We start from the raw sequence: 12,401 nt of genomic DNA on the forward strand, positions 1-12,401 counted from the left end.
TCACCCTCCGACCTATCGCGAGCTTCCATGGCCTACGTCATTCCCGCGCCTTCGATTCCCGCTCTCCCCGTTGCCGGCACGGCCGACCTGTTCCCGGTCCGCCGCGTCTATTGCGTCGGCAGAAACTATGCGGCCCATGCGCGGGAGATGGGCGGCGATCCGACCCGCGAGCCGCCTTTCTTCTTCATGAAACCGGCCGATGCGCTCCAGCCCGTCCGGGAAGGCGAAACGGCGGACCACGCCTATCCGCCGAAGACCGGGAATTACCATTTCGAGATCGAGATGGTGGTGGCCCTGGCCAAGGGCGGGCGCGACATCCCGGTCGAGCGGGCCCTCGACCACGTCTTCGGCTATGCCATCGGTCTCGACATGACCCGCCGCGACCTCCAGGACGAGGCCAAACAGCTTCGCCGCCCCTGGGAGCTCGGCAAGGCGGCCGATCATTCGGGCCCGGTCGGGCCGATCCATCCGGTCTCGCAGGTTGGACACCCGGCCGGCGGCGCCATCTCCCTGTCGGTCGACGGGACGACGAAGCAGACCGCCGACCTATCCGACATGATCTGGTCCGTGGCCGAGCAGATCGCCTATCTCTCCTCCTATTTCGAGCTCGCGCCCGGCGACGTGATCTTCTCCGGAACGCCCGACGGCGTGGGCGCGGTGACGAAGGGCCAGACCATGGTCGGCGCCATCGAGGGCCTCGGCGAGATCACCCTGAAGGTCGTGTAAGGGCGTCCTCTTGCCTTTTTGGCGAGTTTGGCTGTTACTGCGTCACGGCGCGGCCGGAACAGGCCGCCGTTGCATCAGGCCCCGGCGCGAGCCGGGGTCCACGAACAAGGGAACGACTATGAAATTCGTTAAGACCGTCGGCTTGGCTCTTCTCGGCTCCGCTCTCGCGATGGGTGCAGCCTCTGCCCAGGAGAAGACCATCAAAATCGCCACGGAAGGCGCTTATGCGCCGTGGAACTTCACCGGCGCGGGCGGCAAGCTCGAAGGCTTCGAGATCGATCTCGCCAACGACCTGTGCGCCCGCATGAAGGTGAAGTGCGAGATCGTCGCCCAGGACTGGGACGGCATCATCCCGGCGCTCACGGCCAAGAAGTACGACGCCATCATGGCCGGCATGAGCATCACCGACGAGCGCAAGAAGACCATCGATTTCGCCGGTCCCTATGTGAACGGCCCCAACGGATACATGGTCGCCAAGTCCTCGCCCCTCGCCAAGATGGCGGGCACGGGCCAGGCCTATAACCTCGGCACCCAGCAGGCTGCCGCAGAGAAGGCCATCGAGGCCTCGAAGGAGATCCTCAAAGGCAAGACCGTCGGCGTCCAGGGCTCGACGATCCACGCGAACTTCGCCGACAAGTACCTGAAGGGCACGGCCGAGATCCGCGAGTACAAGACCACGGAGCAGCACGACCTCGATCTCGCGGCCGGCCGCATCGACGCTGTCCTGGCGGATTCCACGGCCATTATGGGCACGCTCGATAAGCCGGAATTCAAGGATTACGTCATGGTCGGCCCGTCCATCACCGGCGGCCTGCTCGGCGCGGGCGTCGGTGTCGGCCTGCGCAAGGGGGACGACGAGCTGAAGAAGAGCTTCAACGAGGCGATCAAGGCTGCGATCCAGGACGGCACGGTCAAGACCCTGTCCATGAAATGGTTCAAGGTGGACATTTCCCCCAAGGGCTGATCTTCGTTTCGACCCATGATAGGCGCGGCTTCGGCCGCGCCTTTTTTGTATTGGCTCATCTAACTGCGACCGAATTCGCCAGCTTGGGCGCTTTATTCAGCATGTTTAGCACTTGCGCCGGCTTGGCTTTTGAATGTTAGCTTCTGGACGCGCGATGAAGGCTACGACCTTCATCCGACAATAGGATCAGTCCAAGCTGACCAGAGGGAAGACGATGACATTCTTCAAGACATTGGGTTTCGGCCTGTTGGCCTCGGTGCTCGCCGTTGGCGGCGCCTCCGCCCAGGAAAAGACCGTCAAGATCGCGACTGAAGGCGCTTACGCGCCGTGGAACTTCACCGGCGCGGGCGGCAAGCTCGAAGGCTTCGAGATCGATCTCGCCAACGACCTCTGCGCCCGCATGAAGGTGAAATGCGAGATCGTGGCCCAGGACTGGGACGGCATCATCCCGGCGCTCCAGGCCAAGAAGTACGACGCCATCATGGCCGGCATGAACATCACGGACAAGCGCCTCGAGACGATCAACTTCTCGGTTCCCTACGCGGCCACCCCGCACGGCTTCGGCGTGATGAAGGATTCTCCCCTCGCCAAGCTGGCAGGAACCGGTACGACGGTGAACCTCGACAAGGATCCGGAAGGCGCCAAGAAGGCGATCGAGGCCTGGAAGCCGCTCCTGAAGGGCAAGACCGTCGGCGTCCAGACCTCGACCGTGAACGCGCAGTTCGTGGAGACCTACCTGAAGGACACGGTCACGATCCGCGAGTACAAGACCACGGAGCAGCACGACCTCGACCTGTCCGCCGGCCGTCTCGATGCGATCTTCGCCGGTCAGGCGGCCCTGAAGGCCACGCAGGAGAAGCCCGAGTTCAAGGACATGGTGATTGCCGGCACGGGTATGCGCGGCGGTCTGCTCGGCCGCGGCGTCGCCGTCGGCATGCGCAAGGACGACGCGGACCTGAAGAAGTCCTTCGACGAGGCGATCCAGGCGGCGATCAAGGACGGCACCATCAAGACGCTGTCCGAGAAGTGGTTCAAGATCGACGCGACTCCGCAGGCCTGACATCGGGCATCGTTGCCGAAGGCGGGCAAGCTTTCGGAAGCCATCCGGTGTTTCTGGCTACTGGAAAGTAAGTCCCGGATCCTGCTACACGGACCCGGGACACGATCCGGTCGAAGGCCGGATTTGACAGATCCTGTCTCCCCTCGCGCCCTCGATGAGGGGAAACATATTCAGGAAAGTTGAAGCGTGCAGCAGCTGAGCTATTTCGAGCTCGTCGGGTTCGGCCCCAACGGTTGGGGATGGGCCCTTCTCACCGCGGCGGGAATGACCATCGCCGTCGCCATATGCGGCTTCCTTGCGGGCTCCATCGTCGGAACCCTGGTGGCCTGGGGGAAGATCGGCGGCAATCTCGTGACCCGCAGCCTGGCGGACGGCTACACCACCGTCCTGCGCGGCATTCCCGATCTTCTCGTCATCTACCTCTTCTATTTCGGCGGCAGCGCGGCGCTCGGCGCCATCGGCAGCCTGTTCGGCGCCGAGGGCTTCATCGGCGTGCCGGCCTTCGTGACCGGCGCGCTCGCCATCGGGATCGTGTCGGGCGCCTATCAGGCAGAGGTCTTCCGCGGCGCCTATCAGGTGGTGAGCCGCGGCGAGATCGAAGCCGCCCGGTCCGTGGGTATGCATCGCTGGCTGATGTTCCGCCGCATCATCGCCCCGCAGGTGCTGCGCTACGCCATTCCCGGCCTCGGCAACACCTGGCAGCTGGTGCTCAAGGAATCGGCCCTGATCTCCGTGACGGGCCTCGTGGAGCTGCTGCGCCAGTCGCATATCGCGGCCGGCTCCACCCGCCGCCCCTTCGACTTCTACGTCACGGCGGCGATCCTCTACCTGCTCATCACCTGGGTTTCGACCTACCTGTTCCAGCGCGCGGAGGCTCATTCGATGCGTGGCATGCGGAGGGCTTCCTGATGGATTTCGCCTTCATGCGCGACACCTTCCTGACCCTGATGGGCGGGGTGCCGCTGACGCTCAACCTGTCCTTTACGTCGGTGGCCCTCGGAGCCGTGCTGGCGATGCTCCTGGCCCTTATGCGCATGTCGCGTATCAAGGTGCTCGACTGGCCGGCTCAAGGATATGTGTTCGTGTTCCGGGGAACGCCCCTGCTCGTGCAGATCTTCCTGATCTATTACGGCCTCGGGCAGTTCCGCCCGACCCTGCAGGCATGGGGATTGTGGACGTTCTTCCGCGAGCCCTATTGGTGCGCCGTGCTCGCGCTCACCCTCAACACCGCCGCCTATGCCAGCGAGATCATCCGCGGCGGCCTGCAATCGGTGCCGCACAACCAGGTCGAAGCGGCGCGCGCCTGCGGCATGTCGGGCTTCCTGCTCTTCCGCCGCATCGTCTTCCCCATCGCGGTCCGTCAGGCGCTTCCCGCCTACGGCAGCGAGATCATCCTCATGGTGAAGGCCACGTCGCTGGCCTCCATCATCACCATGATGGAAGTGACGGGACTTGCCGCGAAGCTCATCTCGCAGACCTTCCGCGCGGTCGAGGTCTTCATCGTGGCGGGCCTGATCTACCTCATCCTCAACTTCATCATCACGCGCATCATCATGGCCATCGAATGGTGGCTCTCGCCGCATCTGCGCCGCCCCCCGGCCATCGAGCCGCGCCTGGAGGCCGCCCATGTCTAACGGAGTTGCATCCTTGTCGACCCAACCCGCAGCCTCCGAGGCCGCTCCTGCCGTCTCCGTCAACAATCTCCGCAAGAGCTTCGGCAATCTCGAGGTGCTCAAGGGCGTGTCGCTGAGCGCGAGGGAAGGCGACGTCATCTCGATCCTCGGCGCCTCCGGCTCCGGCAAGTCCACCATGCTCCGCTGCATCAACATGCTGGAGGTCCCGGATTCCGGCGAGATCCGCATCGGCGGCGAGACCATCGGGCTGAAAAAAGGCCGCAAGGGCATGGAGCCCGCCGACCAGCGCCAGGTGGACCGCATCCGCTCGCGCGTCGCGATGGTGTTCCAGAGCTTCAACCTCTGGTCCCACATGACCATCCTGGAGAACGTGATCGAAGCGCCGGTGCACGTGCAGAAGCGCCCGAAGGCCGAATGCATCGCCGAGGCCGAGGAACTGCTGCAGAAGGTCGGCATCGTCGACAAGCGTAATCAGTATCCCTCGCACCTTTCCGGCGGCCAGCAGCAGCGCGCCGCCATCGCGCGGGCGCTCGCCATGCACCCGAAGGTGATGCTGTTCGACGAGCCGACCTCCGCGCTCGACCCGGAACTCGTCGGCGAGGTCCTGCGCGTCATGCGCTCCCTCGCCGAGGAGGGCCGCACCATGCTGGTGGTGACGCACGAAATGGGCTTCGCCCGCGACGTGTCGAACCGCGTCGTGTTTCTGCACAAGGGCGTGGTGGAGGAGGAAGGCGCACCGACCGAGGTGTTCGGCGCTCCGAAATCAGAACGCTTCAAGCAGTTCATCTCGAGCCATCGCTAGAACGACGCCCTGGCCCCCCTCACGTCATGGCCGGCCCTGTGCCGGCCGTCCCGATACGGTGAAGCACCTCGCCTCTCCGAACGGGATCACCGGAACAAGGCTGGTGATGACGTGGTGTGAACAGGCAGGGAGGCCCCGTTAGCGCTCGTCCACCCGGACGGCCGTGCCGTCGATTTCGACCGGACCGTGCTTGGGCATGCCCAGGTGCTCGTGGATGATGCGCAGGTTGCGCTGGTTTGCCTTGAAGAACACGTCGAACACGTCGCCCGCGAGCGGGATCGCCCCGATGGCCGTGTCGAACGCCACGTTGCCGATCATGCGCGCGATCTTCCAGCGCGGCAGGCCGAGCCGACGGGCTTCCCAGATGATGTAGCTGGCGAGCACCGCCGAGACCGCATCGCCGATGCCCGGCACGAGGCCGATCAGGGCATCGAAGCCGACGCGCCGGTTCAAGCCGGGAATCAGCACGGCATTGTCGAGCAGTTTCGCCACGAGCGTGACGCGCGCGATCGCATCGGCCTGCGTCGGACCGGCCATCCTGATAGCGTCGAAAGCAGCGCTGCGAGCAGTGGTCATTCCCATCTCCGAGCGGCCGGTCCCATGACTGGCCAACGGGACTTGATGTGTGCATTCCGGCCTTCTTCTGCAAGATTCAGGACCCGTTACCCTGTAACTCACCCAAAATTTCCTCTCTTGGGAATCCTTGCCGGGCAAAGCTTTGCCGGCGATCGGCAGCCCGCCTGCGGCCGAATCCGGATAGGCGTTCTTGCCTAAGACCACGCTCACTTTAGGTAGCATTGCCTAACGCTGCGATCGGTCCCGTCGGGGATCTGACAACAAGCAGCGACGGTGCCCGGACCCTGGGTCCGGCGGCTGCAACTGTGTAGGGGCTCGGAAAGGGATAACCCGATGAGCACCGATTCCCGCATTCGTCGCCTGTCCGGGGTTGCGATCATCACGGGCGCGTTTCTGGCAGGATCATTCCCGGCCGCACTCAAAGCCGACGACGGCGACGGCGGGATCGTCCCTCCCGCCCAATACGCCAGCCTGCCGGCCAACGACCGCCTCGACGATGCCGACGTCACCGGAAGCCTGCCGGACACCAAAGCGCTTTCCGGATTCGCCTCGCTGGTGGCGCATGGAACGATCACTCTGCGCGATACCGCCCCGACGGACTGCATCCCGGGCCATCTGCGCGAAGTGGTGGCCTCCGTGGCGGAGAAGTTCGGCCCCGTCAGCGTCGAGTCGACCCATCGCAGCCGCGGCCGCAACCGGCGCGCCGGAGGCGCGCGCCATTCCCTGCATCTCGCCTGCCGGGCAGTCGACTTCCGGGTGCGAGCCCGCGCGCGCGGCGTCATGGCCTATCTGCGGGGACTTCCTCAGGTCGGCGGCCTGAAGATCTATCGAAACGGCATCATTCACATCGACAACGGGGAACGCCGTTCCTGGTGACGCCCCGGATCGTCTTCGATACAACAGCAGCATGTTCGAGAATTTCACCCATCGCCGGATCGAAACCTCCGAGGCCGTCATCAATCTCCGCCACGCCGGAAGCGGACCGCCGGTCCTTCTGCTGCATGGACATCCACAGACCCATGCCATGTGGCACAAGGTGGCGCCGAATCTGGCCCGGAACTACACGATCGTCTGCGCCGATCTTCGCGGCTACGGCGACAGCGCGAAGCCGCCGACCACGCCCGACCACGAGCCTTATTCCAAGCGCGCCATGGCGCGCGATCAGGTCGGGGCGATGCAGGCTCTCGGCTTCGAGCGCTTCGCCGTCGTCGGCCACGACCGCGGCGGGCGCTGCGCCTATCGCATGGCGCTCGACCACCCGGACCGGATCATCGCACTGTCGGTTCTCGACATCATTCCGACGGCCGAGCACTTCCAGCGTACGGACATGGCCTTCGCCATGGGCTACTGGCACTGGTTCTTCCTCGCTCAACCCCATCCCATCCCCGAGCGCCTGATCGCATCCGACCCGGACGTGTTCTACCTGCGCCGGGGACGCTCGCTCTTCGACGAAGCGGCGCTGGCCGAATACCGGCGCTGCTACACGAACCCCGAGACGATCCACGCCATGTGCGAGGATTACCGGGCCGGCGCGACCATCGACATGCGTCTCGACGAAGAGGACCAGAAGGCCGGGCGCCGCATCGCCTGTCCGGTGCAGGCTCTCTGGGGTCTGAAGAACGGCCTGGAGCGCTGGTACGACGTTCTTGCCGTCTGGCGCGACTGGGCCGACAGCGTGGAAGGCCACGGCATCGATTGCGGCCACTACCTCGCCGAGGAAGCGCCGGACGAAACGCTGGCGGCCCTGGAGCCGTTTCTCGCGCGAGCATTTGAAGGTTGACGCTCACGCGTCTGCGGCCAACACCCGCTCACGTCATGGCCTTCCCGGACTTGATCCGGGGAGGCCATGACGTGGTGAGAGCTCCCCAGTGTCATTCCCGGCCGGAGATGGCGAAGCCATCGGAGGGGAAGGGAAACCACTGACAGGCGCAGCGCCATGGATCCCCTTCCCTCGCCTTCGGCTCGCCGGGGATGACACTCACCACTCCGGTCTCGGAAGCGAAAGGACCTCTACGCCCTGGCCTTTGCGAACGGCGCGATGGTGATGCCGTTCGCCTCCAGTTTCGCGCGGACCGTGCGGGCCATGACGACGGCGCTCGGCTCGTCGCCGTGCACGCAGATCGTGTCGATCTCGACCGGGATCCGCTTTCCCGACACCGTCGTGATCGCCCGGTCCTGGACGGCCCGGAGAATGCGCTCGGCGGCGAATTCCGCGTCGTGCAGCACGGAACCGGGCTTTTTCCGGCTGGTGAGCGTACCATCGTCCTCGTAGGTGCGGTCGGCGAAGATCTCGCGCGCGACCTTCACGCCGAGCTGGTCCGACGCCTTTTCCATCAGAAGACCGGGCATGCACACATTGACGAGGCCGGCATCGACGCCCTTGATGGCGCGGGCGATGGCGAGCGCGAGATCCATGTCCTCGTTCGCCATATTGTTGAGCGAGCCATGCGCCTTCACATAGGTGACCTTGTGCCCGGCGAGCGCCGCGAGGGCCTGCATGGCGCCGATCTGATAGGCCACCATGCGCTCGATCTCCGCCGGGCTGTCGCCGCGGATCGCGCGGCGGCCGAAGCCGTGCAGGTCGTTGAAGCCCGGATGCGCCCCGATTGCGACGCCCTTCCGCTTCGCCATCTCGGCCGTGCGAAACATGATGGACGGATCGCCCGCATGATAGCCGCAGGCGATGTTGGCCGACGAGACGATGTCGAGCATCGCCTCGTCGTCTCCCATCGGCCAGGGGCCGAAGCCCTCACCCATGTCGCAGTTGAGATCGATGATCATGTCCGTCACACCAGAACAGGTTTGGCCGTTTGCTGGCCCACGTGGAAGATGCGCTTGTAGCGCTCGATTTCCGCCTTCGGCCCCATGGCCTTCGTTGGATTGTCGGAGAGTTTCACCGTCGGCCTTTCGTCGGCCGAGATGACCTTGCACACGATGGAGATCGGGTCGAGCGCACCGTCAGGCGCCAAGCCGCGGAAATCGTTGGTGAGGAGCGTGCCCCAGCCGTAACCCATGCGCATGCGCCCGCGAAAATGCCGATGGATCCGCTCGATCAAATCCACATCGAGCCCATCGGAGAAGATCGCGAGCTTCTCCTTCGGATTCTGTCCGCGCTGACGCCACCACTCGATGGCTTCCTCGCCGCCCTCGATCGGATCCTTGGAATCCACCCTGATGCCCGTCCACGACGCCACCCACTCGGGCGCGTTCTGCAGGAAGTTCGTGGTGCCGTAGGTATCGGGCAGGATGATGCGCAGGTTGCCCTCGTAATCCTGCTGCCAATCCGCCAGCACCTGGTACGGCGATTCGGCGAGCTCCTCGTCGCTGTCGGTCAGGGCCGCATAGACCATCGGCAGTTCATGGGCGTTCGTGCCCACGGCCTCGACCTCGCGGCGCATGGCGATGAGGCAGTTGGACGTGCCGAGGAAGGAAGGGCCAAGACCCTCGATCATCGCCTGCACGCACCAATCCTGCCACAGGAAGCCATGGCGGCGGCGCGTGCCGAAATCGGAGATCGACAGATCGGGAATCTGCTTGAGTCGCTGTATCTTCTCCCAGACACGCGTCATGGCGCGGGCGTAGAGAACCTGCAGCTCGAACTTGCCCATGCCCTTGAGCACGCCGCGCGAGCGCAACTCGTTGAGGATGGCGAGGGCCGGGATCTCCCACATGGTGGTCTCGATCCAGCGGCCGTGGAAGGTCAGCACATATTGGCCGTCCTCCTTCTCGAGCAGGTATTCCGGAAAGCGGAAGGTCTCGAGCCAGTCCATGAATTCCGGCGAGAACATCTGCCGCTTGCCGTAGAAGGTATTGCCGCGCAGCCATGTGGACTCGCCCCGCGTCAGCGAGAGGCTGCGCACATGGTCGAGCTGCTCGCGCAGCTCACCGATATCGATGATATCGCCCAGGCGGATGCGGGTGGTGCGGTTATGGATGCCGAACGTGACCTGCACGTCCCTGTGGCGGCGAAAGATCGTCTGCGCCATCAGGAGCTTGTAGAAATCCGTATCCAGAACGGACCGGACGATCGGGTCGATCTTCCAAGTATGGTTGTAGACCCGGGTCGCGATGTCCACCATCGCCTGCTCCTTGCCACTCAAAGGAGGCGAGACAATAGCGAAGGCGTGCCCGGTATGAAAGAGCGCCGGCTACAGGACTTCCATGCAGTCCCGTCAGGGCGGCAGGACATCCACCTGGATCGAGGCGTAGTAGGCCGCCACGTCGGCGATATCCTCGTCCGACAGCTCCTTTGCTACAATATTCATGGATTCGTTCTTGCGATCACCCGAGCGATAGGCTTCGAGGCTGCGGACGATGTAGCTCTCGACCTGACCGGCCAGATTGGGCGCTTCCGGGTTCTTCGAGAGGCCGTCGAGGCCGTGGCAGCCCTGGCAGGTGGTGAGCTTCTGGCGCCCCGCCCGGGCGTCTCCGGCAAAGGCCGGATCGGCCGCGAGGCCACCCAGGAGGAGACCCGCCAGGGCAAGAGCATGGATCGATTTCATCATGGACGGTCCCGGGAGAAGCGGGCGCCCGCACGGGGCGCCCATCGAGAAATGCTCAGCGTCCTTCGTAGGATATACGATAGATCGCTCCGGCGGTATCGTCCGAGACCAGGAGAGACCCGTCAGGCAGCATTGCGACATCGACCGGCCGCCCGAGATACTCACCGTTCTCCGTCAGCCATCCCTCTGCGAAGACTTGCGGCTTGTCCGCCGTGCCATCCGGCTTGACCGGCGTGAACATAACCCGCGCGCCGATAGGCTTGGTGCGGTTCCAGGAGCCGTGCTGGGCCGAGAAGATGCCACCCTGGTAGGTCTGCGGGAACATCTTGCCCGTGTAGAACATCATGCCGAGATCGGCCGCGTGCGGAGCCATCTCGGCCTGCGGGCCGATCACCCCGGCCGGGACCGGATCGTCCTTGTACTCGACCGTGCGGACGGTGCCGCCGCCATACCAGGGGAAGCCGAAGTTCTGCCCCATGCTGGCAATGCGGTTGAGCTCCCCGGGAGGTTGGTCGTCGCCCATGCCGTCGACCTGGTTGTCCGTGAACCAGAGAGACTTGTCGGCGGGATTGAAGTCCATCCCGACCGAATTGCGGATGCCCGTCGCATAGACCTCGCGGTTCTTGCCGTCCTGGTCCATGCGGATGATGCCGCCGATCCCGACCTTCTTGTAGAGATCGAGCTTGTCTTTGGGCGGCACGTTGAAGGGCTGGCCAAGGGCGATATAGAGCTTATTGTCTGGTCCGATCCGGCAGACGCGGGCGGTATGATTGAAGCTTTCCTCGGCGGGCGGAATGAGATCACCCTGCTTCACGACCTGGAAGATGGGAACATCGGCGCCACCCTCGTAGAAGAACTCGGCGGCCGGGAACTGGATCACCCGGTTCTGTTCGACGATGTAGAGGATCCCATCGGGCGAGAAGCAAACGCCGTTGGGGATCTTGAAGGTGACGGCCGCCCCGAACGGGACGACCTCGTCGGCCACGCGATCCTTGTCGCGATCCGTCACCGTGTAGACGTTGCTCTTGCGGGTTCCGACGAAAACGACGCCGGCATTGGGCCCGACGGCCATATGGCGGGCATCGGGAACCACGGCGTAAAGATCGATTTTGAATCCGTCCGGCAGCTTGATCTTCTCGAGATTGCGCCTGAGAGCATCGGCCCTGCGGCCCTCCTGTGGAATCGGTTTGGGCGGCGGCGTGTCGGTGGCGCGGAAGCCGCTCAGGCGTTCCAGGTTGCCCGTCGGCGATTGCGTCGCCGATGGTGTATTCCCGGCGCCTCCCTGGACGGCAGGCTGGGCAAAAGCTGAGGACGCAAGAACAACCGTTGAGACAGCAGCAAGCCAGATGAACTTCATCGATTCCTCCGAGAGACTGCCCCTTATGATTTTATCGTTGTGTGTCCGTGTTCGAATGCGCTCCCCAGCCAATTCTTAACATAGATCATACTCAAGCCACTTCCACAGCGGAAGGAGCGAATAAGAGCAAAGAAAAAGGGGCCGCACGCGGCCCCTGAATATTTCGCGCTGCGGCGGAAATCAGCTCAGGTTGACCTTCGCCTGATCGCCGGGCTTCGGCTGCTCGCCGGTAATGGCGGCCTTGGCATAGCCGTAGAGATGCACCAGGGTCGAGGACGGGCTGTCCCAGTATTCGCCCTTGGCCGGATGAACGCGGATCAGGGCGATCTGCGGATCGTCGACGCCCTTCGGGAACCAGGCGCGCAGGGGCTCCGACCACTTCTCCTCGATCGTTGCCTTGTCGCGCACGATCTCGGCCTTGCCGGTCACCGACACGTAGGTCTGGCTGCTCGGATCGGAATAGGCGAGGTTCACCTCGTTGTCGCGGGAGAGCTCCGTCGTCTTGGGAGACTGGATCTGGGTGAAGAACCAGAGATCGCCATGCTCGTCCGCCTCCTGGTTGTGCATGGGGCGGCTGTGAAGCGTTCCGTCCGTATCGACGGTGGTCATCATGGCGATCTTCACGTCCTTGATCAGCTCATAGAGCTTTCCGGCGTTCGGATCGTTATGGCCGTGCTGGTGCATCCTCGTCTCCTCAGATCTTGTACGACAGGTTCCCGGGAGCGATCATCGAAGGCGGCCCTGCGACCGGTCGAACCGGCTCCCGAGGGGTCCGGTGAA

The 12,401-nt window shown here is 64.1% G+C and carries 14 protein-coding genes; 8 read left to right on the top strand and 6 right to left on the bottom strand.

What is annotated here, in order from left to right; genetic code table 11:
• Window positions 1-27: 27 nt before the first annotated feature.
• The 6 genes from OC446_RS06270 (at window position 28) to OC446_RS06295 (ending at window position 5,186) form a co-directional block, all read left to right on the top strand.
• Entirely contained in the window at window positions 28-726 is a 699-nt protein-coding gene (locus OC446_RS06270) for a fumarylacetoacetate hydrolase family protein (RefSeq protein ID WP_262028194.1), read from the top strand.
• A gap of 118 nt (window positions 727-844) precedes the next feature.
• Complete coding sequence (locus tag OC446_RS06275) at window positions 845-1,690, top strand: lysine/arginine/ornithine ABC transporter substrate-binding protein (protein WP_262028195.1); 846 nt, start codon at window positions 845-847, stop codon at window positions 1,688-1,690.
• Window positions 1,691-1,904: 214 nt separating this feature from the next.
• Window positions 1,905-2,750: a lysine/arginine/ornithine ABC transporter substrate-binding protein gene (locus tag OC446_RS06280; RefSeq protein WP_262028196.1), complete on the top strand. Its 846-nt coding sequence runs from the start codon at window positions 1,905-1,907 to the stop codon at window positions 2,748-2,750.
• Window positions 2,751-2,936: 186 nt separating this feature from the next.
• A complete protein-coding gene (locus tag OC446_RS06285; protein ID WP_315986483.1) occupies window positions 2,937-3,659 on the top strand; it encodes an ABC transporter permease subunit in 723 nt (240 codons plus the stop codon).
• Window positions 3,659-4,384 carry an ABC transporter permease gene (locus OC446_RS06290; RefSeq protein WP_262028197.1) on the top strand — a complete coding sequence of 242 codons (726 nt, stop codon included), beginning with the start codon at window positions 3,659-3,661 and terminating at the stop codon, window positions 4,382-4,384. Before OC446_RS06285 ends, OC446_RS06290 begins: the two co-directional genes overlap by 1 nt.
• Window positions 4,377-5,186, top strand: coding sequence for an ABC transporter ATP-binding protein (locus tag OC446_RS06295; RefSeq protein WP_262028198.1), 810 nt, complete (start codon window positions 4,377-4,379; stop codon window positions 5,184-5,186). The genes OC446_RS06290 and OC446_RS06295 overlap by 8 nt, the downstream gene beginning before the upstream one ends.
• Window positions 5,187-5,324: 138 nt before the next feature.
• On the opposite strand, the gene OC446_RS06300 is transcribed toward OC446_RS06295, so the two are convergent.
• The gene (locus OC446_RS06300) at window positions 5,325-5,762 is read right to left on the bottom strand and encodes a DUF4112 domain-containing protein (RefSeq protein WP_262028199.1); all 438 of its coding nucleotides are present in this window, start codon (window positions 5,760-5,762) and stop codon (window positions 5,325-5,327) included.
• Between the two features lie 333 nt (window positions 5,763-6,095).
• Between OC446_RS06300 and OC446_RS06305 the strand changes: the two genes are divergently transcribed.
• Both OC446_RS06305 and OC446_RS06310 read left to right on the top strand, forming a co-directional pair.
• Entirely contained in the window at window positions 6,096-6,638 is a 543-nt protein-coding gene (locus OC446_RS06305; protein WP_262028200.1) for a D-Ala-D-Ala carboxypeptidase family metallohydrolase, read from the top strand.
• A 31-nt stretch (window positions 6,639-6,669) separates the two neighbouring features.
• Window positions 6,670-7,542, top strand: coding sequence for an alpha/beta fold hydrolase (locus OC446_RS06310; RefSeq protein WP_262028201.1), 873 nt, complete (start codon window positions 6,670-6,672; stop codon window positions 7,540-7,542).
• A 230-nt stretch (window positions 7,543-7,772) separates the two neighbouring features.
• Here OC446_RS06310 and OC446_RS06315 read toward each other — a convergent pair whose 3' ends face one another.
• From OC446_RS06315 to OC446_RS06335, 5 genes are all read right to left on the bottom strand, one after another.
• Window positions 7,773-8,543, bottom strand: coding sequence for a LamB/YcsF family protein (locus OC446_RS06315; RefSeq protein WP_262028202.1), 771 nt, complete (start codon window positions 8,541-8,543; stop codon window positions 7,773-7,775).
• 5 nt (window positions 8,544-8,548) lie between these two features.
• Complete coding sequence (gene pncB, locus OC446_RS06320; protein ID WP_262028203.1) at window positions 8,549-9,841, bottom strand: nicotinate phosphoribosyltransferase; 1,293 nt, start codon at window positions 9,839-9,841, stop codon at window positions 8,549-8,551.
• 93 nt (window positions 9,842-9,934) lie between these two features.
• Complete coding sequence (locus tag OC446_RS06325) at window positions 9,935-10,264, bottom strand: c-type cytochrome (protein ID WP_262028288.1); 330 nt, start codon at window positions 10,262-10,264, stop codon at window positions 9,935-9,937.
• Window positions 10,265-10,319: 55 nt separating this feature from the next.
• On the bottom strand, window positions 10,320-11,621 hold the full coding sequence (locus tag OC446_RS06330; RefSeq protein ID WP_262028204.1) for a PQQ-dependent sugar dehydrogenase: 1,302 nt from the start codon (window positions 11,619-11,621) through the stop codon (window positions 10,320-10,322).
• Between the two features lie 180 nt (window positions 11,622-11,801).
• Complete coding sequence (locus OC446_RS06335; RefSeq protein ID WP_262028205.1) at window positions 11,802-12,305, bottom strand: pyridoxamine 5'-phosphate oxidase family protein; 504 nt, start codon at window positions 12,303-12,305, stop codon at window positions 11,802-11,804.
• Window positions 12,306-12,401: the final 96 nt, after the last annotated feature.

It is taken from the genome of Microvirga sp. Mcv34, assembly GCF_024519725.1.
GTDB lineage: Bacteria > Pseudomonadota > Alphaproteobacteria > Rhizobiales > Beijerinckiaceae > Microvirga.